General features: G+C 71.1%; 16 protein-coding genes, 1 tRNA gene and 1 pseudogene. 4 read left to right on the forward strand and 14 right to left on the reverse strand.

Features of this window, described 5'->3' with window-relative positions; translation table 11 throughout:
- Nucleotides 1–57 precede the first annotated feature (57 nt).
- A complete protein-coding gene (locus tag JUB10_RS00930) occupies nt 58–1,044 on the reverse strand; it encodes a MetQ/NlpA family ABC transporter substrate-binding protein (RefSeq protein WP_207453407.1) in 987 nt (328 codons plus the stop codon).
- Nucleotides 1,045–1,282: 238 nt separating this feature from the next.
- On the opposite strand from JUB10_RS00930, the gene JUB10_RS00935 reads away from it, so the two are divergent.
- Nucleotides 1,283–1,948, forward strand: a complete 666-nt coding sequence (locus JUB10_RS00935; protein ID WP_207453408.1) for a winged helix-turn-helix domain-containing protein — start codon at nt 1,283–1,285, stop codon at nt 1,946–1,948.
- 10 nt (nt 1,949–1,958) lie between these two features.
- On the opposite strand, the gene JUB10_RS14805 is transcribed toward JUB10_RS00935, so the two are convergent.
- On the reverse strand, nt 1,959–2,366 hold the full coding sequence (locus tag JUB10_RS14805) for a substrate-binding domain-containing protein (RefSeq protein ID WP_207453409.1): 408 nt from the start codon (nt 2,364–2,366) through the stop codon (nt 1,959–1,961).
- On the opposite strand from JUB10_RS14805, the gene JUB10_RS00945 reads away from it, so the two are divergent.
- Entirely contained in the window at nt 2,345–4,522 is a 2,178-nt protein-coding gene (locus tag JUB10_RS00945; protein WP_207454415.1) for a fibronectin type III domain-containing protein, read from the forward strand. The genes JUB10_RS14805 and JUB10_RS00945 overlap by 22 nt on opposite strands.
- An 814-nt stretch (nt 4,523–5,336) precedes the next feature.
- Here the strand turns inward: JUB10_RS00945 and lepB are convergent.
- The 10 genes from lepB to JUB10_RS00995 form a co-directional block, all read right to left on the reverse strand.
- The gene (gene lepB / locus JUB10_RS00950) at nt 5,337–5,852 is read right to left on the reverse strand and encodes a signal peptidase I (protein ID WP_242682005.1); all 516 of its coding nucleotides are present in this window, start codon (nt 5,850–5,852) and stop codon (nt 5,337–5,339) included.
- Entirely contained in the window at nt 5,839–7,470 is a 1,632-nt protein-coding gene (locus JUB10_RS00955) for a multicopper oxidase family protein (protein ID WP_207453410.1), read from the reverse strand. Before JUB10_RS00955 ends, lepB begins: the two co-directional genes overlap by 14 nt.
- An 81-nt stretch (nt 7,471–7,551) precedes the next feature.
- The gene (locus JUB10_RS00960; RefSeq protein WP_207453411.1) at nt 7,552–8,928 is read right to left on the reverse strand and encodes a sensor histidine kinase; all 1,377 of its coding nucleotides are present in this window, start codon (nt 8,926–8,928) and stop codon (nt 7,552–7,554) included.
- On the reverse strand, nt 8,925–9,599 hold the full coding sequence (locus tag JUB10_RS00965) for a response regulator (RefSeq protein WP_207453412.1): 675 nt from the start codon (nt 9,597–9,599) through the stop codon (nt 8,925–8,927). The genes JUB10_RS00960 and JUB10_RS00965 overlap by 4 nt, the downstream gene beginning before the upstream one ends.
- Before the next feature lie 92 nt (nt 9,600–9,691).
- The gene (locus tag JUB10_RS00970; RefSeq protein ID WP_207453414.1) at nt 9,692–10,657 is read right to left on the reverse strand and encodes an AfsR/SARP family transcriptional regulator; all 966 of its coding nucleotides are present in this window, start codon (nt 10,655–10,657) and stop codon (nt 9,692–9,694) included.
- 126 nt (nt 10,658–10,783) lie between these two features.
- Nucleotides 10,784–11,383 (reverse strand): hypothetical protein, encoded by a 600-nt coding sequence (locus JUB10_RS00975; protein ID WP_207453416.1) that lies wholly within the window; start codon nt 11,381–11,383, stop codon nt 10,784–10,786.
- 43 nt (nt 11,384–11,426) lie between these two features.
- The gene (locus tag JUB10_RS00980; protein WP_207453418.1) at nt 11,427–13,808 is read right to left on the reverse strand and encodes a glycoside hydrolase family 31 protein; all 2,382 of its coding nucleotides are present in this window, start codon (nt 13,806–13,808) and stop codon (nt 11,427–11,429) included.
- A 97-nt stretch (nt 13,809–13,905) separates the two neighbouring features.
- Nucleotides 13,906–13,979: transfer RNA gene (locus tag JUB10_RS00985), tRNA-Met, on the reverse strand.
- 196 nt (nt 13,980–14,175) lie between these two features.
- Nucleotides 14,176–17,088 carry a UPF0182 family membrane protein gene (locus tag JUB10_RS00990; protein ID WP_242682006.1) on the reverse strand — a complete coding sequence of 971 codons (2,913 nt, stop codon included), beginning with the start codon at nt 17,086–17,088 and terminating at the stop codon, nt 14,176–14,178.
- Between the two features lie 93 nt (nt 17,089–17,181).
- Complete coding sequence (locus tag JUB10_RS00995) at nt 17,182–18,345, reverse strand: YlbL family protein (RefSeq protein ID WP_307859032.1); 1,164 nt, start codon at nt 18,343–18,345, stop codon at nt 17,182–17,184.
- A gap of 37 nt (nt 18,346–18,382) precedes the next feature.
- Between JUB10_RS00995 and JUB10_RS01000 the strand changes: the two genes are divergently transcribed.
- On the forward strand, nt 18,383–19,714 hold the full coding sequence (locus tag JUB10_RS01000; protein ID WP_207453422.1) for a zinc-dependent metalloprotease: 1,332 nt from the start codon (nt 18,383–18,385) through the stop codon (nt 19,712–19,714).
- A gap of 349 nt (nt 19,715–20,063) precedes the next feature.
- Nucleotides 20,064–20,687 (forward strand): annotated as a pseudogene (locus tag JUB10_RS14470) (TOMM precursor leader peptide-binding protein); the annotation flags it as partial.
- On the opposite strand, the gene JUB10_RS01005 reads toward JUB10_RS14470, so the two are convergent.
- Both JUB10_RS01005 and nudC read right to left on the reverse strand, forming a co-directional pair.
- Nucleotides 20,674–22,425: an ATP-dependent helicase gene (locus tag JUB10_RS01005; protein WP_207453424.1), complete on the reverse strand. Its 1,752-nt coding sequence runs from the start codon at nt 22,423–22,425 to the stop codon at nt 20,674–20,676. The pseudogene JUB10_RS14470 and the gene JUB10_RS01005 overlap by 14 nt on opposite strands.
- Nucleotides 22,422–23,444, reverse strand: coding sequence for an NAD(+) diphosphatase (gene nudC, locus JUB10_RS01010; RefSeq protein ID WP_242682007.1), 1,023 nt, complete (start codon nt 23,442–23,444; stop codon nt 22,422–22,424). Before nudC ends, JUB10_RS01005 begins: the two co-directional genes overlap by 4 nt.
- Nucleotides 23,445–23,453 lie beyond the last annotated feature (9 nt).

Here is a 23,453-nt window from a genome sequence, read left to right on the forward strand (position 1 = left end):
CTGATCGTGTGCGGACGGATGGGCCCCCGCCGTTCCCGGCGAGGGCCCACGCCGGTGCTACTGGAGCTCGCGGGCGAGTTCCTCGAGTTCGGCGAGCTTGTCCTGCAGGGTCTCGGCGGGCACGTCGACGAGCACGGAGTTGCCGAAGGAGTCCTCCTCGAGCGCCTCGGCGACGCGGGGGTCGTCGTAGACGTCGGCGAGGATGTCCCAGGCCGGGTTGTCGACGTTGTCGGCCCGCGTCGTGATGGTGTTCACGTAGGGCAGCGACGACTCGGCGAGCGAGTCGTCGAGGAAGAGCGCGTCCTCCTTGTCGATGCCCTGCGACGGGTCGAAGTACGACGTGCCCACGACGACCGCCGAGAGCGACGGGTCGTCGAACTGGGTCGCGATCGTCGTCGCCGCGATCGGCAGGAGTTCGAGGTTCCGCGGGTTCTCCACCACGTCGTCGGTCGTCGGGTACGTGCCGGCGTCGTCGGCGATCTCGAGCAGCCCGGCCGCCTCGAGGATGTACAGCGCGCGGCCGCCGTTCGACGCGTCATCCGGGATCGCGATGCGCGCGCCGTCGCCGATCTCGTCGAGCGAGCCGACCGACGCAGAGAAGATGCCCCACTGGGTGATGACGGTCGAGAGCACGGGCGTCAGGTCGGCGTCGTTCTCGGTGTTGAACGCGCTGAGGAACGCGACGTGCTGGAACGCGTTGGCGTCCACCTCGCCGTCGACGAGCGCGGTGTTGGGCAGCACCCAGTCGTCGGTGAAGTTGACCCACTCGATCTCGAGTCCCTCCTCGGCGGCGACCTCCCTGATCGCGTCCTGCAGGGCGCTCTCGCCGCTGCCTGCGATCGTGATCGAGAGCTCGTCCTCGGCGCCCGCCGCGCTCGCGCCGGCCGGCGCGCTGAAGGCGCCGCCGACCGCCGCGCCGCCCGCGACGAGGGCGCCGGCGGCGAGCAGCCCGCCGCCGGCGAGCAGCCACCGCTTGTTGCGCCGGCTGTTCTTCTCGAGGGTCTCCCGCAGCTCGCTGCGCTGTGTGCCGTCGTTCTCGCTCATGCTGTTCCTCCTGGTGTCAGGCCCTGGGGCCGGAAGTCGTGTGGAGGCATTCCGCCACGGGCTCCCGGCGGCTGTCGAGCCGACCTCGTCATGTGCGGGAGCCCGGCGTAACCGAGTGCGACAGGACGGGCGGAATGTGACGAACCGAGACGCTCTGTTGCGCTCCTCCGCCCTCTGTTACGAGCCGCGGTTGCCGCTGCCGCCGGCACCGCGACACCCTCGGGTGCGAGGAGGACCGATGACCGACGGCGACGCCCGCACGACCCCGCGACCGGCCGCGTACGACGAAGGGGCGCCCGGCGCCCCCCGCCGGGAGCACCGCGGCTTCGCCCTGCTGATCGGCTTCGACGACGACGCGGCGGCCGCCGCCGGCACCGACGTGCGCACCGTCGCCGAGACGCTGCACGCCCTCGTCGCCCGGGTCGCGCCGGGGGCCGAGCGCGAGCTCACCCTCGTCACGGCGCCCGCCGGCATCGACGCACCCAACCTCGAACTCGTGCGGCGCCGCCTCCGCGAGGCCGAGCCGACGACGGCGACAACCACCCCCGCTGCTCCCCTCCCGGCACTGCGTCGCCCGCCGGCCGTCGTGATCGACGTCTCACGTCACCGGGTGAGCGTCGACGGGAGGGCCCTGTCGATGACCTTCGGCGAGTTCGAGCTGCTGCGGCGGCTCGTGTCGAACGAGGGGGTGGCGCTGCGTCGCGAGGACCTGCTCGGCGACGGGCAGCAGCCCGACGCGCGCGCCGCCCGCGCGGTCGACGACCTCGTACGCCGGGTGCGACAGAAGCTCGAGCCGTTCGGCGACGTCATCCGCACCGTTCGCGGCATCGGCTACCGGTTCGACCGGCACGACGACGTGCTCGTGCGGGCGGATGCCGAGGGTGACGCGTCGGACACTCGCTGACCGTCTCCGGTCAGGCGCTCTCCCGCACGACGAGCTCGGTGGGCAGCGTCACCGACTCACGCGTGCCGCCCGCGATGACGTCGAGCAGCATCGCGACCATCTCGGCGGCGATCCTGCCGAAAGGCTGCCGCATCGTCGTGAGCTGCGGTTGATGCGTGACCGTAAGCCCGCCTCCGGCCCCGACTTCTGGCCGAATGACCGGCTGATCGGCATGTTTTTTCCAAGTCCTCCGGACGAGCGTGCTCCTTGCGTGGAACCCGTCACGCAAGCAACGCCACGGAGGTGGAAATCGTGGAAACTCGTTCAGCGCCCGAAGCGGTCCCTCAGAGTAGAAGGACCCCCGCGAAGGGCGCCATCGCCATATCGACTGCACTCGCGACCCTCGTCGCGCCCTTCGTGGTCGGCATCCCAGGGGCATCCGCCGCGGTGCCCTCGTTCCCCGACAACCTCGTCGTGTTCCCCGAGCGCGACTTCATCACCGTCGAGGGATACCAGCAGCACGTCGGCAAGACAGCGCTCATCGAGGTCAACCGTCCCGGCGTCGGTGTAGTCGGCTCGGCCGAGTCCGTCGTAGCGGCCGGCGACCCCGCGTTCGAGATCAACCACCCCGGCGGCGTCTGCTGGGGAGCCGGCACCGGTTTGAACGTGACCCCCGACATCCAGACCGGCGACGTCGTCACGATCAAGTTCGGCGGCGAGAACGCCGGCGACACTCGGGTGCAGGACGCGCGAGTGAACGCGACGCCCACCCAGAACGGCACGACCGTGGTCGTCACCGGCCACATCGGCGACGGGGTCAACCCCGAGCAGGTGGAGCAGCGCATCGTCGAGCCGGCGTTCAAGGACACCGGCGTCGGACGGCGCGACGTGCGCGCGGTGCCCGGTCCCCTGACCCCGGACGAGGGCTACAGCTCCTCGCTCGAGATCAACGAGGCCGACAACACCTTCAAGGCGACCTACGTCTTCGACGAGCAGGCAGCCGCCGACATCGCCGCGAACGCCGGCAGCGGCGTGCGCATGATGTCGTGGGAGGTGCAGGACGCGGATGCCAACCGCCAGGGCCTCACGATCCGCGAGTACGGCGAGGTCGGCGGCCCCGGCATGGGCGGCTGCCCGGCCGGACCGCATGACAGTGGTCCCGTCGGTCCCACCGGCGCCGTGGCGACCAAGGTCGGCAACGACCTGAAGCTGGCGTGGACGCCCGCGAAGGCGATTCCCGGCACTCCCGCCATCGAGGGCTACCGCGTGCACGCCGTCGAGGCGCCGAGCGCCAACGGCGAGCGCGTCGAGGTCGGCAAGCGCATCGACAACCCGGCCGCGACCGGCACCACGATCTCGGGTCTGGACTTCTCCAAGCAGTACACCGTGCAGATCGTCTCGGTGAGCGACTCTGGCGAGACGTTCCCGGCGGTCAACGTGCCTCTCGAAGCCGCAGACACGACGAAACCCACGGTCAGTGCGAACACCACGGAGACCACGTTCAAGACGCCCACCGAGATCACGCTCACCGCGAGCGAGCCGGGCGCCGACATCTACTACACGACGGACGGGACGCCGGTGTTCAGTTCCGCCGATGTCATGACCGAGAACGTCATCCACTACACGGGTCCGATCACGATCGACAAGAGCATGACGCTCACGTTCGCTGCGATCGACCTGGCCGGGAACCGTTCAGCACAGACGGTCGTCGAGTACATCGTCACGAACGACCCGGTGCCCGCGGCGCCGACGTTCACCGGCACCCCCGAGGTCGCGACCGGCAGCGTCAAGCTCGCCTGGAACGCGCCCGACGCGGGCGGCGCGGGCCTGACGGTCGACGAGTACTCGGTGCAGGCGTTCAAGGACGGCGTCGCGACGGGCTCCCCCGTCACGAGCACCACGACGAGCGCGACCGTGACGGGCCTGCAGGGTGACACCTCGTACCAGTTCACCGTCAAGGCGCGGAACGTCAACGGCTACGGGGCCGAGTCGGCGAAGACCGACCCGATCTTCGTGCCGGGCGACATCGTGGCCAAGGCCGGACCCGACCAGACCGTCAACCGGGCGACCACCGCGACCACGGTGACGCTCGACGGTACTGGCTCGACCACGGCGAACGCGACCTACAAGTGGGAGCAGGTGCTGAAGAACACGACCGACCCCGACAAGGTGACGCTGAACGGCGCGGACACGCTCAAGCCGACGTTCTCGCTCCCGCTCTACAAGTACCCGATGACGAACGACCCGCTGACGTTCCGGCTGACCGTCACCGTCGGTGACGTCGTCCGCACCGACGAGGTCAAGGTGACGCCGGTCCCCGACCGCATCACCGTCGTCCGGGCGCAGTGGAAGGCACGCGACTTCCGCATCGAGGGCACCAGCACGACCGTCGGCGGCACCGTCACGATCCACGCCGGCGGCCCGACCGGTCCCGTCATCGGCACCGCGACCGTCACGGCGGCCGCGGCCCCCGAGACCGGCGGCGTGTGGAACGTCCGGCTCCGCAACAACGCGGCCGGCAACAACCCCGGGACGATCTGGGTGGAGTCGACGGTCGGCGGGACCGTCGGTCCGTTCACCGTCACGAACGGGTAGCTGACGGCAACCCGGGGAGAAGGCCCCGCAGCGTGAGCTGCGGGGCCTTTTCCTGTGCCCGGATGATTCGGGGCGAGCGTTCTCCCCGCCTGCTTCGGCCACAACTGGGACTGCCCGCCTCGAGCCCGTGGTCGTTGCAGGCATCGGCGGTGGCGGCGCGGCGATCAAGGACCGGCCGGCACCGCAGCGCCGGCAGGGCTCGCTGAGCGGTTACCGACCGGAGCGCTGGAGCGGCGGCAGGATTCGCCGCTCCAGCCGCCGTCAAGCTCGGGTCGCTCCGAGGCGGACCCGGCATCGGGCTTCCTCCGGCCCCGCGGTACTCATGAATCACGTGTCCGACGCGCCGTGGGGAGACGGCGTGTCGTCGCGGTTCTCCTGATCTGCGCTGCTTCACCCGCGCGTTCGCACCAGCAGGCGCTCGGGCGCCTAGGAAGCCGTCGCGTCAGGACTGACCCGGGACTGCGGCACGAGCTCGTCGTCGCCTGCTCTATCGTCCCGCGCACCGCTCGTGTGACCTCGGTCAGAGAACTCGAAGCGGGAGCGCGGGGCCGACGTCATCCACCCGCTCGAGGTGTGTGCCGCGAGGCTGTGGGAGCCGAGCGCAACGACTGGTCAGCGACGGACGCAGAGGCACGGCAGGGCGAGCGCTAACCGCAGACAAGTGCTCGCGCTGATCGGGAGCCGACGTGACGCGGCCCGGGGCGGCCCTTAGGGGGTGGTGAACGAGAGCCCTGCGCGAAGGCCGGCCACGGGTTCGCGGGCGCACGACGAAGCGCCGGCGGGGAGGCCACCCTCTCCCCGCCGGCGCTTCCGCTCAGCCGACCCAGGGGACCGTGCCGGTGAGCTCCTCGAGCGCGACGAAGCCGAAGTCGCGCGAGTCAATCGATGCCGCGCGGTTGTCGCCCAGCACGAAGACGTGCCCCTCGGGCACGGTGACCTGATGGAAGAACGTCCCGTCGACGTGAGCGGGATCCACGTAGGGCTCGTCCACGGGCTGCTCGTCGACGAAGAGCACTCCATCCCGGATGATCAGGGTCTGCCCACCCTCGGCGGCGACGCGTTTGATGGTGACGCCCTCGTCATCCGGATCGCGGAACGCGACGACGTCGCCGACGAGCGAGTCCTCGGGGACGATGTGGGTGAGCATGACAACGTCGCCGACCTCGATCGTCGGCGACATGCTGTCGGACATCACGGTCACGGGCTCGAACACCCACAGGCGCAGCGCGAGGACGCCGACGGCGCCCGCCAGCACCACCGCGGTGGTACCGACGGGCGCCGTCCGCGCCGCACGCGTGCGGCCTGCGGGCCGGGCCTCAGTCCTCGTCATCCCACTCGGCCGGGTGGGCCGTCATCGGGTCGTTGGGGTCGTAGGTCCCGGGAACCAGGCCGACGCCGAACTGCACCATCATGTCGTGGTCCTCGTGGGGCAGGTTGTGGCAGTGGATCATGTACTTGCCCTTGTGCGGGCCGAAGCGCATGAGCAGCCGCACGGTCTCGCCCTCGCCGACGTAAACGACGTCCTTGGGGCCGAGTTCGTGGGCCGACGGGGCACGGCCGTTACGGGCGAGGATCTGGAAGTCCACGAGGTGGATGTGCAGCGGGTGGAACCAGCCGCCCGAGCTGTTCTCGAACTCCCAGATCTCCACGGCGTCGAGGGCGGGGTCGGCGTGCACCTTCTGGAAGTTGCTCGCGATCACGTCCTGCCAGGAGCTGTCGTCGATGGAGAACAGGTTGGTGATGTCGCTCTTCTTCAGGCGGAAGCGCCGGGTCTTCGTCGCCTGCGACGACTTGAGCGCCATCGGGTCGTACGGCGAGGAGCCGAGCGGGGCGAGCGCGGTCGGGATCGTGTTCCAGGTCGGGTCGGTCGTGTCGACCGGGTCGCCGGTGACCTCGAACTGCATGACCTTGCCGGTGTAGTCGTAGTCGACGTTGTTCTTGTTCGACAGGTTGCGCAGCTCGATCTTCGTGCCCGGGGCGTAGTTGCGGAAGTCGATGAGCACCTCGTAGCGCTCGGCGCCGGAGTGCCGGAAGCTGGTCACCTGCTTGGCGACCGGCATGAGGCCGCCGTCGGTCGCCACGACCGTGAACGGGGCTCCCGTGCTGAGCGCCCACCGGTAGGAGCGGGAGATGCTCGCGTTGAGGATGCGGAAGCGGTAGACGCGCTTCTTGACCTTCATCGTCGGCCAGGGCCGGCCGTTGACGAGGATGACGTCGCCCCAGAGGCCGGAGTGGTCGTTGTCGTCGTAGCCGAGCGCCCCGTTCGAAGCGAACATCACGTCGTTGACCGTCAGCGGCACGTCGAACTCGCCCTGCGGCAGCAGCTTGCGCTCGAGAGGGTCGTGCAGGTGGTACTGCGCGGCGAGGCCCGAGTAGGCGTTGAGAGCCGTGTAGTGCACCTGGTGGTCGTGGTACCAGAGCGTGCGGGCCGGCTGGAAGTTCGGGTAGTGGTAGTCCTTGTAGAACCCGGGCAGCGTGACGTCGCTCGCGTATCCGTCGTACTGCGGCAGCGAGGCCGAGCCGTGCAGGTGCGTCGAGGTCGCGAGCTGGTGACCGCCGATCGCGTGGTGCGAGGGCAGCTGGTTGCGCACCCGCAGCACCGCCTTCGTGTGCTGGTCGAGCTTGATGGTCGGGCCGGGGAACAGACCGTCGAAACCGAGGATCGGGGTCGTCAGGCCGACTCGCGGCAGGATCTGCGCGTTCGCGGCCTTCTCGGTGACGACGTAGTGGTTCACCTTCTTGCCGTCGGTCGCATCGACGGTCGTGTACTTCGGCTGCAGCACCGGCGGAATGGTCAGCGGCGTGCGGAAGGGGCGCGGCATGTCGCTGTCTCTCAGGGCGCTCGCCGACTTGGCCTCGACGGTGCCGAAGGGCAGCGACAGCGTGGCCGCGGCGCCGGCGGCGCCCAGTCCTCCGATCAGCAGCACCTGACGGCGTGACACGGTCATGAGTTCTCTCCTAGGGATTCGGGTTATCCCCCGTTCGGGTTGACCCGAGACTCCTCGGAACTCCTTGTAAAAACCGTGCGGTTACGTCGCCCGCTCCGGAGTCGCCATGCGTGCCTCGATCACGGTGCCCTGTCCGGGGCGGGAGACCACCTCGAGCGAGCCGCCGGCGTCCTTGATCGTGTCCTTCATGAGCTGCAGGCCCAGGTGCCCGTCAGGCGGTCCGGCCTCGAGATCGAAGCCCCGCCCGTCGTCGCGGATGACGAGCACCGTGTTCTCGTCGTCGCTGTCGAGGGTGAGCTCAACGGTGTCGGCGCGGGCGTGCTTGAGGATGTTGACGAGCGCCTCCCGCGCGACGCGGTAGAACATCGCGGAGGTGTCGCGCGGCAGCGTGCCGACGTCCGTGCCGCTCACGGTGACCTGGATGCCCGCCTCGCGCAGCGGGTCGGCTAGGCGGTTGAGCGCGGCGGGCAGACCCAGCTGCTCGAGGTTCGTCGGGTAGAGCTCCCGCGTCATGGCACGGAGGGTGCGCACGTTGTCCTGCAGGATCGAGTGCGCCTGGGTGAAGAGGGGCCGCTGCTCGGGCGTAGCGCGCATCTGCTCCGCCTCCATCGCGTACGACAGCCCGGCGAGGTCCTGGATGACCTCGTCGTGCAGGTCGCGGGCGATGCGCCGGCGCTCCAGATCGGATGCCTCGATGGAGCGCTGCATCAGGGTGCGCCGCGTCTCCTCGTGGTGCTGGATCCGTTTGGCGAGTGCGACGGCCGGCACGAGTTGCGCGATCTGCAGCACGACGAGCGCGACGAGCACCGCGGGCAGGGTCTCCCACAGCACCGCGGACTGCTCGGCGCGCACGTCGTCGTCGTCGTAGTAGGCCTCGAAGATCAGGGGCTCCCCGGTCGCGGCGGTCGAGAGCACGTAGACCTCGACGAGTTCCCCGGCGTTCTCCTCGAACTCGTTCTCGATGTCCTCCTGGGGCTCGATGGTCGCCTGCCCCTCACCGCCGTCGAGCAGCTCGTTCGCCCAGCCGGGCAGCGCGAACTGTTCCCCGATCAGCTGGTCGACGTCCGAGTAGACGATGCGGCCGTTCTCGTCCCACACCTTGATCCGCAGCACCGGCCCACGATTGAGCCAGGCGTCCAGGCGCCTGTCGATGCCCTCGATCGCCTCGGCGTCGCCGGCGAAGAGCTCGTCGGTGACGAGCGGACCGACCGCGAAGTCGGCGAGGCGCTGAGTACTCGTGCGCGCGTTGTCCAGCGCGTGCCGTTCGGCGTGGAACAGGATCCACAGCGCGACCGGGATGCTCACGAAGAGGAGTGTCGCGAGACCGATCAGGAGGAAGCGCTTGACCGCCTCGCGCACCTCGGACCGGTCCTCGGTCCTGCGGTCCGGGCGCTCCGGCACGAGGGTCTGTCGCTGAGCTCGGCGTCGCCTCGTCGCGCGCCGCTCCTCCCCGATCATGTTCCATTGCCTCCGATCAGGCCGCGACGGTTGGCGAGCGCCACCGCCTCGAGCTGCGAGTGAGCGCCGAGCTTGGCGAGAATCGATTTGACGTAGCCGCGGCAGGTGCTCTCGGAGATGCCGAGGATGCGCGCGTTGGTGCGGACGTCGTTGCCGGCCGCCATCAGGTTGAGCACGCTCAGTTCTCGCGAGGTGAGCGGGACCGTGGCGCGGGAGGAGTTCGACCCGACGCTGCGCTTGGTCACGAGCTGGGCGAGCAGGGTGGGGTCGACGACCATGCTCCCCGCGCGAGCGTGGCGCAGGGAGTCCAGCACCGTCGCGAGGGATCCGTCCTTGGGGAGGAAGGCGCACACCCCGAGCTCGGCTGCGCGCTCCAGCGCCTGCTGGGTGGGATCGCCGGTGAGCATGACGACGCGGGACCGGGGATTGCGGGAGAGGATCTGCTCCGCGGCGTCGAGCCCGTCGCCGCCGGCGAGGTGGTAGTCGAGCAGCACGACATCCGGCTCGAGCTCCCGGAACTGCGCGACGGCCTCGTCCACGGTGCGGGCCGTGCCGACGCACTGGAGGTCGGCCTCGCGGTCGAGCGCGCCGGTCAGGAGTTCCGCGAAGGTCGTGTGGTCGTCGACCACGAGCACACGGATCAGTCGAGTGTCACCTGGAGCAGCGTCCATGCAAAAACCCCAAACCGTCGCCCCCGCGAGTGGAACTTATGGCCGAATGTAGCGCATTCGGACCACTGCGGGGGCGGACGGATCGGGGTTCGTCAGGCGGCTGTCAGGACACGGCGGACGAAGGCGGTGAGCACCTGGCCCGCGGCCTGCACGGCCGCGGAATCCGCCACACCGTCGGCGAGCCGGGTCGGCCCGCTCGGGCGCGACGCCGTCAGCTGCTGGCTGAGCAGGAGCAGCGCGGACACGGCCTCGGAGAGGTCGTCGTCGTCGTTCGCGGTCGCGAGCAGCAGCCGGGTGTGAGCGTCGCGCAAGGCCTGGCTGGGCTCGCAGCCGAGCTCCCGGTCGAGCACCGTGCGGCACTCGGCGTACGCCCGCAGGCCCTCCGCGTGCCGGCCGGACTCCTCGAGCCCGAGGATGCGGACGGTCCAGGCGCGCTCGTTGAGCGGATCCTCGGCGAGTGCCTCGTCGGCGTGGCGGACGGCCTTGTCCGCGCGGCCGATCGCGAGCGCCGCCTCCGCGGCCAGCACCCGGGCGTGGGTCACGGCGACCGAGTGGCGGTGCCGCTCCTCCTCCGCCCAGGCCGGCCGCAGCTCGTCGCCGAGCAGCGGACCGACGGCCAGCGAGAGGGCCTCGACGAGCAGGGCGTGGGCCTCGTGCGGGCCGACCTGCTGCGCGTCACGGACGAGCGTCTCGAACTCGGTGAGGTCGAGTTCCACGGCATCGGCGTCGATGACGTAGCCGCCCGTCGTGGTGCGCAGGGGGCCGGAGCGACCGGCACCCGGCTGCAGGTTGCGGCGAAGGACGCTCACGTAGCTCTCGAGCGAGGTGAGGGCCTCCCGGGGAGGGTTGCCTCCCCAGAGGAGGTCGATGAGCCGGTGCTTCGACACCGGCACACCGACGTGCAGGAGCAGGATCTCGAGGATCTGCCGGGGCTTGGGTCCCCCGAGCTGGCGGGCGTCCAGCAGGCGGGTTCCTCGGCGGATCATCAGCGGTCCGATGATGTTGACGTGCAGCGTCTGCTGCGGGTCTTTTTCCGTTTGGGCGGGCGGAATCTTCATTGTTGGCGGTCCCTCGGGCGGGGCGGGGATCTCGGGTGATCTCCGGTGTGTATTCATCGTCATGGAGTCCGACTCCACCGAACAGCCCCGTGTTGGGTAGCAGTACCCCCCAAAATTGGGTGGCGCTCACCTTTCGGAGTGGTGTCCGGTTCCGAGCGCGAGGCGCGCGTCGTCCGGGCCCTCGAGGGTGAGGGCGACCGCCTTGTCGGGGATCTGGAAGACGAGCATCGCGGTGAGCGCGTCGCCCTGCGCAAGCGCGAGGCTCTCGGTGCCTGCCCACAGCACATCGATGCTGTCGGCCCCGATGCCGCTGATGGCGTAGTCGTCCGCATCGAACGCGACGCCGGATGCCTCGGTGGCGGTGACCTCGAGGATGATCCGCACCCGGTGCATGCCGTCGGGCACGGCGCCCTCGAGTTCGGCGACGGGGGTCGGCGGCAGCCAGCCGTCGGTCTCGAGCGGGATGACGCCGTTGATCCTCGCGAGGCCTCCGGAGAGCTCGGCCGAGGCGCCGAGAGGGGTGCCGGGCGCCTGGGGCTTGGGCAGCGCGAGCACCGCCGCGCCGGCGGCGAGCAGCACGAGCACGAGCACCGCCAGCGCGATGAGGGGGCGGCGCGAGCGCGCCGGGGGCACGAGCGCGACACCGTCGGCGAAGACGACCCTGTCGGTCGCGCCGGCGTGCTGGAAAGCGGACTTGGGAGCGGACTCCGTGGGCAGAAGCATCATGAGCGCACGATGCGCGAGCGCTCTTGGGAAAAGCCTGCCCTGGTCAGCCGCGCGGCGTCGGGCGAGTCAGCCCGGGGCGCGCGAGCACGAGTTCGAGCAGGGCGTGCTCGAGCGCCGGGCCGAGCTCGAGTCCGGTCAGTCTCGCGGCCGCATCCGCGACGCCCGAGGCGCCCGCGACGGCCGCGTGCGTCTCGACCTTGCGCTCGTACGCCACCTGGGCCCGCCCGAGCAGCGCCTCCACCTGCGACTCGAGGTGCTCCCAGCCGCGCTCCACGAGCCGCCCGACCGTCACCGTGAGCACGTGGTCGACCGCGGCATCCGGCAGCTCGAACGACATGCCGGTGGCGACGACCCTTCCCGGCAGCGGGGCGCCGTCGACGGAGAGCTCGGTGCGCTCGCCGGCGCCCAGCAGCGTGACGGTCCAGCGGCGGCGCCGGGGCAGCATCGACAGGTCGCCGGATGCCGCGATGCGCAGCTCCTCGCGGGTCCACTCGATCGCGGTGGTCGCCCAGCGGGAGCGGTCCCGGCCGTCGCCCTCCCCCGGCTCCTCGACCAGCTCGAAGCGACCCGGAGTTCCCGGCGCGATCAGCAGTTCGAGCGACTGCGGATGCCCGAGCGCGTCGTCGTGGTCGGTCGCTAGGGGCAGGATGCCGCCGTCGCGCAGCAGCGCCGGCACGCCGTCGAGCGTGCGGTGCAGTCGCACCTCGCGCCCGCCCTCGTAGGCGGTGCCGGTGAAGACGTCCGTCCAACGGCCGGGCGGCAGCCAGGCTCGGGCGCTGCCGAGCAGCAGCTCGGCGTCCTGCGGCGTCGTGATCGGCGCGACGAGCAGCTCGGAACCGAACAGGTAGGTGTTGCGGAAGCGGTACGCCGCCCGCTCGTCGGGGTGGCTCCAGTACACGGGCTGCACGAGCGGCTCGCCCTCGAACGCGGCGCGGGCGTTCATCGTGTGCAGGTACGGAATGAGCCGGTGCCGGAAGCGCAGCGCCTGCGTCATGGCCCTCTCGGCCTCGCCGCCGAACGACCAGGGCTCCTTGCGCAGGTAGGGGTTGTTGGCGGAGTGGAGCCGGTTGATCGGTGAGAAGACGCCGAACTGCACCCAGCGGGTCGCGAGCACGTCGTCCTTCACGCCGAACACGTGGCCGCCGATGTCGTGGCTCCACCACCCGTAGCCGATGTTCGAGGCGGTCGCGGTGAAGTAGGGCTGGAAGTCGAGCGACGCCCACGACACGACGGCGTCGCCGGAGAAGCCGACCGGGTAACGGTGGCTGCCGGGTCCGGCGTAGCGCGAGAACGTGAGGGGGCGGCGCCCCTCGCGTCCACTGTCGAGGAAGTGGAAGTGGTTGAGCAGCCACAGCGGGTCGGCGCCCGGCAGCCGGGAGTGCGCACCCTGCTGCCAGTCGAGCCACCAGAAGTCGACGCCCTCCTTCTCGAGCGGATGGTGCACGAGGTCGAAGTAGGCATCGAGGAAGGCACGGTCGGTCGGCTCGAAGGGGATGGGCTCGCCGTCCTCCACCCCGAGCGCCTCGGCGACGGCCGGATAGGAGTCCTCGAACGACCGGATGCCGTCGGCGGGATGCACGTTGAGGGTGGCCCGGAGGCCGCGCTCGTGCAGCGCGGCGAGGAACGACGCCGGGTCGGGGAACAGCTCCCGGTTCCACGAGTACCCCGTCCAGCCGCTGCCGTGCACGGGGTCGACCTCGGTGTGGTGCCAGTCCATGTCGATCACCGCGACCGAGAACGGCAGCCCCGCCTCGTCGAAGCGGTCGAGCAGGTCACGGTAGGTGTCGGCCGTGTACGCGTGGTAGCGGCTCCACCAGTTGCCGAGCGCCCAGCGCGGCAGCAGCGGGGTCGGGCCGGAGACGGCGTACAGGTCGCGGATCGCGGCGCGGTAGTCGCGGCCGTGCACGAAGACGTAGAGGTCCTGCGTGCCGGGGCGCCGGCTCGCCGGCATCCCGTCGTCACCGAAGAGGAACGAGTCGGAGTCGTCGACGACCGCGAGGCCGTTCCGCGAGACGACGCCCGGTCCGAGCGGCACGGCGCCGTCGGCGTAGTCGAGGGTGCGTGCGGTGCCGCCCTCCCCCGGCACCGTCTCGCCGAAGCGCCAGACGCTGTGGTAGTTCGTGACGCCGCCGAGCGCCTGCACGACCAGGCCGGCCGGGGTGAATGGGCCCTGGTCGTAGGAGACCTGCATCCGGGCGGTGGTGACCTCGACGCGCCCCGCGCGCTCGCGCACACTGAACTCGGGCACGGGCAGCGCGCGGTTGATCGCGAACGTGCTCGCGCGGTCTTCGAAGACGCCGTCCTCCGACCACTCGAGCCGCACGACCCCGTCGGTCAGCACGGTCAGCCGGTACCGCTCGCCGGCGACCACGGCGGCGGGGTCGGCGAGGGGCGTGAACTGCGGTCGGTAGCGGTCGGTCGCCATGCTTCGACGCTACCCGCACCCCTGCTGAGCGGACCCCGAGGCATCCGCCGGGGAAAGCAGAAGGCCCGGAATCTCAGCGATTCCGGGCCTTCATCTGTTGCGGGGACAGGATTTGAACCTGCGACCTCTGGGTTATGAGCCCAGCGAGCTACCGAGCTGCTCCACCCCGCGGCACAAGAGGAAACACTAGCACGGATGCCGCGGGCCGTCGAATCGGGGCGGAGCGCGGAGCCCCTCGGGACGTGTCCATCACGCGGTGAGAGGTCTCGGCACCCGGGTTCCGCCCGGCACGCCCGACGGGTCACCCGGAACGCGGAACGCCCGCCGGCCCCCGAGGACCGACGGGCGTTCCGTCGTGGTGCTGCGCCTACTGCTGGGCCGCGATCGCCGCCTCGAGCGCCGCCTGGAGGCGCTCGTCGGCCTCGGCCGCCGCGACGAGGTCGTTCGCCGAGTACGCCGCCTCGCGGTCGGCGAGGGCGTCGGCCGCGTCGGCGAGGGCCTGCGCGAGCTCGGGGTTGTCCGCCTCGGCGCCCGGGTCGGAGCCCGCGTCCTCGGTGGGAGCCGTGGGCGCCTCCTCGCCGTCGACCGGGTCCTCGGCCTCGACGCCGGTGTCACCGGCATCCGCCCCCGAGTCGCCGCCGAACAGCGTGTCGAGCGCCTCGTCGAGCGTCGGCTCGAACGCGATCTGATCGCCGAACGCGACCAGCACGCGCTGGAGCACGGGGTAGGACGTCTCACCCGTCGAGCGGACGTACACCGGCTGCACGTAGAGCAGACCGCCGCCGACCGGGAGCGTCAGCAGGTTTCCGCTGATGACCTGGGTCTCGCCCTGGCGCAGGATGTTCAGCTGCTGCGACACGGTCGAGTCGGCGTTGAAGTTGTTCTGCGCCTGACCGGGGCCGGGCACCGTCGTCTGCCTGGGCAGCGTGAGCAGTGTCAGCTTGCCGTAGTCCTCGGAGATCTCCCCCTCGGTCGACCCCGCGTCCGCGTTCACCGCGAGATAGCCGGTGAGCACGTTGCGGGAGTCACCGCCGGCATCCGCGGGGATGAACGTCGAGTACAGGGAGAACGTCGGCTCCTCCTGCTCCGGCAGCTGCAGCGTCAGGTAGTACGGCGGCTGCAGCGGCGGGTTGGTCGACCCGGCCGTCGGCTCCGCGGGCGTGCGCCACGCGTCGTCACCGGAGTAGAAGCTGCCCGCCTGCGTCACGTGGTACTGGCCGAGCACGTACCGCTGCGCCTTGAACAGGTCGGCCGGATAGCGCACGTGGCTCAGCAGCTCGGCGCTCATCTCCGACATCGGCTCGAGCGTCGACGGGAAGATCTTCTGCCACGACTCGAGGATCGGGTCCTGGTCGTCCCACGCGTAGAGCGTCACGCTGCCGTCGTAGGCGTTCACCGTCGCCTTGACCGAGTTGCGGATGTAGTTCACGTCGTTGATCGCGAGCGCCGGCTCCGGCTGGTACGTGTCGGCGACCATCGTCTCGAGCTGGTTGGTGTCCGAGTACGGGTAGCGGTCGGTCGTCGTGTAGCCGTCGACGATCCACACCAGCTGCTCGTCGACCACGGCCGGGTAGATGTCGTTGTCGAGCGTCAGATACGGCGCGACCTTCTGCACGCGCTCGCGCGGGTTGCGGTCGTAGAGGATCTGCGACTCCTCGTTCACGCCGTCGGAGAGGAAGATCTGCTCCGACTGGAACTTGAGCGAGTAGATGAGGCGCTTGAACGCGTTGTCGAGCTTCGGGCCGCCGTCGCCCTGGAAGGTGTACTCGGCGTTCGCCGCGTTCTCGCCCTCGCCCGCCGGGTAGTCCAGCTCGACGGGCTCGGTGCCCTCGGGGGCGCCGACGATCGAGTACGCCGGCGAGTTCTCGCCGAAGTACACGCGCGGCTCGAACTCGCCGAGCGCGCCCTGGCTCGGGATGCCGGACTGGAGGAACACCGGCTGTCCGTCGGCGGAGCGCTGGTTGCCGTAGGCCGCGACGACGCCGTAGCCGTGGGTGTAGACGAGCGTGTTGTTGAACCAGCTCGGCGAGGAGATGCCGTCCTGGTTGAGCTCGCGCACGGCGAGCACGGTGTCCTGCAGCTGCCCGTCGATCTCGTAGCGGTCGACGTCGAGGTACTCCGGGAACGCGTAGTACTGACGGAACTGCTCGAGCTGACCGAACGCGTCGGTGATGAGGGCGGGGTCGATGATGCGGATGCTCGCCGTGGTCTGCGCGTCGCTCTGGAGCGCGCCGGGCTCGGCATCCGTCACCGCGGTGTAGCCCTGCTCCTCGACGTCGGAGACGCCGTACGCGGCGCGCGTCGCGTCGATGTTGCGCTGCAGGTACTCGGCCTCGAGCGACTGCTCGCTCGGCTGCACCTGGAAGCGCTGCACGACCCACGGGTAGATCGAGCCGACCACGAGCCCGCTGACGAGCAGCAGGGCCGTGCCGATGATGGGCAGGCGCCAGCGGCCGATGACCGCGCTCACGAGGAACAGCACCGCGACGAGGGCGGCGACGATCGCGAGGATCTGCCGGCCGGGGATCACGGCGTTGACGTCGGTGTAGCTGGCACCGGTGAGGAGTCCCACGTCGCTCGTGAGGCGCGCGTACTGGTCGAGCCAGAGGCTCGCGCTCTGGATCAGCAGGTACAGCGCGGCCGTCGTGGCGAGCTGGATGCGCGCGGTCTTCGAGATCCGCACCTCGCGGCCGTTGAAGCGCAGCGCGCCGTAGAGGTAGCTCGTCGCGATCGCGGCGACGCCCGAGATGAGCACGACCGCCGACGCGAAGCCGACGACCGCCTGGTAGAACGGCAGCTCGAAGACGTAGAAGCCGATGTCGAGGCCGAACTGCGGGTCGGTCTCGCCAAAGCTCGAGCGATTCAGCCAGAGCAGGGTCGTCTGCCAGCCGTTGGCCGAGGCGATGCCGGCGAAGAGGCCGAAGACGGTGGGGATGCCGTACATCGCGACGCGACGCAGCGGCTCGATGACCTGCTGGTAGCGGTCGAGCTGCGAGTTGAGCTTGGCGTAGACCGGCCGGAAGCGGAACGCCACCTCGATGCTCAGCCACACCGGCACCGCCATGGCGACGAAGCCGATCAGGAACATGACGAGGTTCGCGACCCACTGGGTCGTGAGCACGTTGAGGAACCCGAGCTGGTCGTACCAGAGCACGTCCGTGTACAGGCTCGTGAAGATGAAGAACGCCACGACGAGGGCGGCGATGATGGCCGCCGTGATCGCGAGGGTCCTCCGCGAACGGCTGATGGCCGGATTCGCGGTCGGGGAAGAGGAAGTCAAGAGGTCACTCCTGGCTGGATGCTGTGTCGACCCCTGGCAGGAGTCGCGCACATCCTACGGGCGACCGCTCCTAAACTTCCGGGCGCTGCGGGCCTAGCCGGCCTCGCAGCGGGCCAGCTCCGACACGTCGCCGTCCTCGGCGATCGTCTGCGTCACCTCGAGCGCCTCGTCGAGGGTGCCGACCGGGAACACCTCGAGCCCGTCGGGCACGTGGCCGACGACCTCGGCGCAGTTGCCCTCGGGAGCGAGGAACCACTCGACGCCCTCGCGCTCGGCCGCGAACAGCTTCTGCCGGATGCCGCCGATCCGCCCGACGGTGCCGTCGGCCGAGATCGTGCCGGTGCCGGCGATGTCCTCGCCGCCGGTGAGCGGGCCCTCGGTGAGCTTGTCGATGATCGCGAGGGTGAACATCATCCCGGCGCTCGGTCCCCCGACGCCGTCGAGGGTGATGTCGACCTGAAGAGGGAAGGTGTACTGCACGGCGGGGGCGATGCCGATGACGGTGCGCCCACCGGCATCCGCCGCGGTGACGAGCTGGTCGCTCGTCGCCCCGTCGCGCACGACGGTCAGGGAGATGTCGTCGCCGGGGGCGCGCGCCTCGATCGCGGCGCGGAGCTCGGACTCGGTGGCGACCGCCTGGCCGTCGACCGCCGTGACCTCGTCGCCCTCCTGCAGCACGCCGTCGGCGGGAGCGCCTTCGGAGACCGCCCCGACGAGCACGCGGCTCTCGAAGTCGTAGCCGAGCTCGGTCAGCGCGACGGCGACCGCGGTCTGCTGGCTGTTGCTCATCTCGACGAGGTTCTGCTCGTCGATCTCGTCGGTCGTCGTCCCGCTCGGGTAGATGCTCTCGACGGGCACGATCGCCCGCTGCGGGTCGACCCAGGCGCCGGCGACCTCGATCCAGTTCGGCCGGTCGTCGCGGTTGCCGTAGACGCTGACCGTGAGCATGTCGAGGCTGCCCTCGGTCTCGTAGGTCGTCGCGCCGCGGATCTCGACGAGGTCCTCCCCCTCGGCGCCGGGGCCGAGGGTGTCGTAGACGGGACCGGGCTGCTGGACGACGTACGGCGAGGGCAGCAGCGTCAGCGCGAGCGCGGCGAGGAGCGAGGTGAGCAGTGCGAGCCATCCGGCACGGCGGCGTCGCGGAGAGGAGGGCGGACTCGAGAGTCGGGGCGAGTCGTCTACGAACAGGGCCAGGGAAAACTCCTTGCGTGTTCGCCGTGGGCGCAGCGTCCAGGCGGGGCCAGAGGCGCGGATCACAGGTTCCGCCGAGAGGCCAGGGGCTAGCGTAGTCGCCATGCCTGACAGCCCGCGGGAGGATCCCGAAGAGGAACTCCGGGAGATGCTGCGCCGCTTCCTCTCCGGGGAAGCCGGAATGGACCCCAACCAGCTCGCGGGCGCCGCGGGACTGCCGAACGACCCGGCGATGCTCGCCCAGCTCATGGCCCAGCTGCAGGGCGCGCTGCGCACCCCCGGCGACGGCCTCAACTGGAACCTCGCCGCCGACCAGGCGAAGCAGCTCGCGCGGTCCACCTCGGTGTCGATGACGCCGCTCGATCGCTCCTCTCTCGAGCAGGCTCTCCAGCTCGCCGCGCTGTGGCTCGACGAGGTCACCTTCGTCGCCCAGCTCACCCTGCCGCCGAAGCTCATGAGCCGTGAGCAGTGGATCGACGCGACGATGCCGGTGTGGAGCCAGCTCGCCGAGCCGGTCGCCACCAGCATCGCGAACGCCCTCACCGACGTGCTCACCGAGAACGCCCCCGAGGAGATGAGCGGCATGATTGCCGGCGCGAGCCAGCTCATGCGCAACGTCGGCGGCACGCTCTTCGCGATGCAGCTCGGTCACGTCGTCGGTCAGCTCTCGAGCGAGGTCGTCTCCGGCGGCGACGTCGGCATCCCGCTGCTCGACGAGCAGCAGGCGGCCCTGCTCCCCCAGAACGTCCGCGCCTTCGGCGAGGGTCTCGACATCCCGCAGACGGAGATCGACCTCTATCTCGCGGTGCGCGAGCTCGCGCACGCCCGGCTGTTCCGCCACGCCAAGTGGCTGCGCCTGCACCTCATCACCTCGATCACGGAGTTCGCCCGGGGCATCCGCGTCGACACCGACCGCCTCGAGGAGCTTGCGGCCGACTTCGACCCGTCGAACCCCGAGGAGCTGCGCGAGGCGATGCGCTCCGGCACCCTCATCCCGCCGAAGTCCGAGGAGCAGCTCGCCGCGCTCGCCCGCCTCGAGACGATGCTCGCCCTCATCGAGGGCTGGGTCGACGTCGTGACGACGGATGCCACGCAGCGGCTTCCCCGCTCGGCCGCCGTCGCCGAGACGGTGCGCCGTCGCCGCGCGGCCGGCGGCCCCGCCGAGTCCGCGTTCGCGACCCTCGTCGGGCTCGAGCTCCGGCCGCGGCGCCTGCGCGAGGCGTCGGCGATGTGGCGCGCGGTGACGGATGCCGTCGGCGCCCGCCGCCGCGACGAGCTGTGGGCGCACCCCGACGTGCTGCCCACCGCGTTCGACCTCGACGACCCGCAGGCGCTGGTCGCGCGGCTGACGAGCACCGAGCCGGTGCGCGACGACCTCGACCGCGAGCTCGAGGACCTCCTCGGCGGCGGCAGCGGGGACGACCCGCAGCAGTAGCCGACCTGGCAGTTCCCCGGCGGTCGACACACTCGCAGGGCATGTGGTCTAGATACGCGCCCGCGGCGCTACTCGACCGAAGAGTGGTACCGGGCGTAAGTCACGAACAGTCGGCATGACACGCCGCTGTGACCGGCGCGCCGGCCGCGCCACTCATGCGTTGCGCCGATGCCCGACCTCGGGCTGTGGACAGCCCGCCCCGCGTCATCCGCACCGGGCGCATCCTGCTCTCATGGTGCTGCGACTCGACCCCGCGCTCCCCCTCGTGTGGCGCACACCCGACAGCCTCCAGCTCGGCGTCGACGCGCCGGTCGTCGTGCTCGAGCAGGTGACCGCCGCCGACGAACGGATGCTCACCGCGCTGCAGGCGGGCATCGCCGACGCCGCGCTGCCCGCGGTGGGCGAGCTCTGCGGGCTGCGTCCGCCCGAGACGACGGCGCTGGTCGCGGCTCTCTCCCCCGCGCTCGCCCGCCCGTCACCGCCCACCCCGCCGCTCGCGCTGCTCGGGGTAGGACCGACCGCGGCGGCCCTCGCCTCGGCGGCGGGCGCGGCGGGCGCGACCGTCGTCCGGCCGCAGCGGTTGGCGGACCTCGACGCGGACGTCGGCCTCGTGGTCGTCGTCGCCGGGTACGTCGTCGACGCGTTCGTGCGCGCCGCGCTCGTGCGCCGCGACATCCGGGTGCTGCCGGTGGTGCTCGGCGACAGCACGGCGCGGGTCGGCCCGCTGCTGACCGCCGGCCGCGGGCCCTGCCTCTACTGCATCGAGTTGCATCGCCGCGACGAGGATCCGGCGTGGCCGGCGATCGCGGGGCAGCTGCAGGGGCGCCCACCGAGCGCGGAGACGCCCGTCGTCGCGCTCGAGGTCGCCGGGCTCGCGGCCAGGCTCGCTCTCGACGCGGTGCGCGACCCGCGCTTCACGCTGCCGGCGGCCGTCGTGCTCGACGTCGCGACCGGCGCGCTCAGCTCCCGCGACTGGCCCCCGCACCCGGAGTGCGCCTGCCGGGCCCTGCCTCTCGAGCCAGCTCGTCCAGGAACCGGCTCGGCTCCCGCTGCTGGTGCTGGGCGAGACGCGACCACGACAGGTGCAGTCGTCTCCGTGCTCGGGTGATCGCGACGTAGAGCAGCCGCCGCTCCTCGTCGATCGCGTCGAAGCCCTTCGCGTAGAAGATCGGCACGAGCCCCTCGCTCACGCCGACGACGAACACGTGGTCCCACTCCAGGCCCTTCGCCGAGTGGATCGACGCCAGCGTCACCGCCGACATCGTCGGCTCGTGCTGCGCCTGCTGCCGGTCGATCAGCTCGCCGACGAAGTCCTTGAGCGTCGTGCCGGGTCCCGTCGCCTCGGCCATCGTCATGAGCGCGTTGAGCGACTCCCAGCGCTCGAGCGTCGCGCCGCGCGCCTCGGGCGGCTCCTGCGTCCAGCCGAGCGAGCGCAGCACGTCGCTGACGGTCTTGAACAGCGGCTCCCCGACGATCGAGATCGAGGCGCCCTTGAGCATGAGCACGGCCTGCTTGACCTCGCGCTGGTCGAAGAACCGCCCGGCGCCGTGGATGCGGTAGCTGATGCCGGCGTCCTCGAGCGCGTTCTCGAGCGCGGCCGCCTGCGCGTTCATCCGGTACAGCACCGCGATGCTCTCAGGCCGCGCGCCGCCCGAGATGAGCGCACCGATCGACGACGCGACGCCGCGGGCCTCCCCGGCCTCGGTGTCGTACTCGCTGATCGTGGGCGGCACGGGCCGCGAGGCATCCGACTTCGCCTGCGCCGGCGTGAGCCGGAGGGCACCGGGCCGCCCGCGCATGAGCCGGTTCGCGGTGTCGATGATCGCCGAGGTCGAGCGGTAGTTCTGCTCGAGCCGGATGACGCGGGCACCCGGATACCGCGAACCGAAGCCGAGCAGGTACTGCGAGCTCGCGCCCGCGAAGCTGTAGATGGTCTGGCTCGCGTCGCCGACGACGCAGAGGTCGTTGCGGTCGCCGAGCCAGAGGTCGAGCAGGTCCTGCTGCAGCGGGGAGACGTCCTGGTACTCGTCGACGACGAAGAAGCGGTACTGCTCCCGCACCTGCGTGGCGACGCGCGGCTCGGCCTCGATCATGCCGGCGGTCGCGAGCAGCACGTCCTCGAAGTCGATCTGCCGGCGCTCGTCCTTGAGGTCCTCGTACGCCTGCTGCAGGTCGGCCATCTGCTCGACGCTGAGCGACCCCGGCAGCGGACGGGTGTACGCCGCGCGGGCGTAGTCCTCCATCGTCATGCGCGACACCTTGCGCCACTCGATCTCACCGGCCGCGTCGCGGAGCGCCGGGGTGTCGAGCTTGAGGCGGATGCTCTCGGCGGCGTGCGCGATGATCCGCGCCTTGCCCTCGAGCAGCTTCGGCACGTCGCCGCCGATGACCTGCGGCCAGAAGAAGTTGAGCTGGGCGAGCGCCGCCGCGTGGAAGGTGCGGGCGGCGACCCCGCCGGCGCCGAGCGCCCGCAGCCGGGCGCGCAGTTCGCCCGCCGCACGCGAGGTGAACGTCAGCGGCATGACTCGCGACGGCGAGTACACGCCGGTCGCGACGCCGTAGGCGATGCGGTGCGTGATCGCGCGCGTCTTGCCGGTGCCGGCGCCCGCGAGCAGGCACACGGGACCGAGCAGGGCCTCGGCGGCCTGGCGCTGCTCCTGGTCGAGCGCCTCGAGCAGGCTGTCGGAGGAGACGGATGCGGGCGAGCTCATGCCGCCTCGATCGGACCGCCGTACCAGTGCTCGATGATCGCCCGCGCGATCGAGGTGACCCCGGGCAGGCGCAGCCGCTCGGCCGCGACCTCGTCGCGGATCTCGTCACGGGTGAACCAGCGCACGTCGAGGATTTCCTCGCCGTCCGGGGTGAGCCGGCCAGGGGCATCCGGGTCGACCGTCGCGGTGAAGCCGAGCATGAGGCTCGCGGGGAACGGCCAGGGCTGCGAGCCGAGATAGACGGGGTCGACGACGCGGATGCCGGACTCCTCGAAGACCTCGCGCACGACCGCGGCCTCGAGGGACTCGCCCGGCTCGACGAAGCCCGCGAGCAGCGAGTAGCGGTCGGCTGGCCACATGGCGTTCGAGCCGAGGAGCAGCCGGTCCTCGGGATCCGTGATCCCGACGATGATGGCGGGGTCGGTGCGCGGGAAGAGCTCGCCGGCGCTGTCGCTGCGCACCCAGCCGGCGCGGCCGGGCGTCGAGGGTTCGCCGGTGCGGGGCGAGAAGCCGTTGGCCTCGTGCCAGTTGATCATCGCGAGAGCCTCGGTGAAGAGGCCGGCGTCGCGGTCGGAGAGCGTCGCGCCGAGCTCGCGCAGGTTGCCCCAGCGCGCGTCGGCGGGCACGAGGGCGGCCGCCTCCTCGTCGGAGAGGGCGAGCGCGACGACGGGGACGTCGCCGTCGAGCAGGCGCCCGAGGTAGAGCGCGAGCGACGTGTCGGTGGGGCCGAGCAGCGGGTCGACCTGGTGAGCCTCGGCATCGCGCTCGGCGAGGTACTGCCGCCCGGCGACCGTGGGCGCGTCGGACGGGTCGGCGGTCTCGTCCGCGGCGGCCTCGGCGACCGCCGCGGCGCCGCCGAGCTCCGCGACCGGCACGAGCGCGAGGGCGTCGCCCTCGCCGAGCAGCGCCTGGCCGCGCCAGAGCACGACGAGGCGGGTGGCCGGGTCGGCCCAGAGGGTCGTGAAGAGGTCCTCGTGGGTGCGGGCCTGGTAGTCGCGATCGATGGCCGAGCGGGACAACGGCAGACG

The organism is Desertivibrio insolitus (genome assembly GCF_017355965.1).
Lineage (GTDB): Bacteria > Actinomycetota > Actinomycetes > Actinomycetales > Microbacteriaceae > JAFIQW01.

What these genes read in the sequence shown, in the direction of transcription:
- lepB (WP_242682005.1), bottom strand. Translation starts at nt 5,852, where the DNA reads ATGACGAGGACTGAGGCCCGGCCCGCAGGCCGCACGCGTGCGGCGCGG.
- JUB10_RS00960 (WP_207453411.1), bottom strand. Translation starts at nt 8,928, where the DNA reads ATGATCGGGGAGGAGCGGCGCGCGACGAGGCGACGCCGAGCTCAGCGA.
- JUB10_RS00930 (WP_207453407.1), bottom strand. Translation starts at nt 1,044, where the DNA reads ATGAGCGAGAACGACGGCACACAGCGCAGCGAGCTGCGGGAGACCCTC.
- JUB10_RS00965 (WP_207453412.1), bottom strand. Translation starts at nt 9,599, where the DNA reads ATGGACGCTGCTCCAGGTGACACTCGACTGATCCGTGTGCTCGTGGTC.
- JUB10_RS00980 (WP_207453418.1), bottom strand. Translation starts at nt 13,808, where the DNA reads ATGGCGACCGACCGCTACCGACCGCAGTTCACGCCCCTCGCCGACCCC.
- JUB10_RS14805 (WP_207453409.1), bottom strand. Translation starts at nt 2,366, where the DNA reads ATGCCCCTGGGATGCCGACCACGAAGGGCGCGACGAGGGTCGCGAGTG.
- JUB10_RS00935 (WP_207453408.1), top strand. Translation starts at nt 1,283, where the DNA reads ATGACCGACGGCGACGCCCGCACGACCCCGCGACCGGCCGCGTACGAC.
- JUB10_RS01005 (WP_207453424.1), bottom strand. Translation starts at nt 22,425, where the DNA reads ATGAGCTCGCCCGCATCCGTCTCCTCCGACAGCCTGCTCGAGGCGCTC.
- JUB10_RS01000 (WP_207453422.1), top strand. Translation starts at nt 18,383, where the DNA reads ATGCCTGACAGCCCGCGGGAGGATCCCGAAGAGGAACTCCGGGAGATG.
- JUB10_RS00970 (WP_207453414.1), bottom strand. Translation starts at nt 10,657, where the DNA reads ATGAAGATTCCGCCCGCCCAAACGGAAAAAGACCCGCAGCAGACGCTG.
- JUB10_RS00955 (WP_207453410.1), bottom strand. Translation starts at nt 7,470, where the DNA reads ATGACCGTGTCACGCCGTCAGGTGCTGCTGATCGGAGGACTGGGCGCC.
- JUB10_RS00975 (WP_207453416.1), bottom strand. Translation starts at nt 11,383, where the DNA reads ATGATGCTTCTGCCCACGGAGTCCGCTCCCAAGTCCGCTTTCCAGCAC.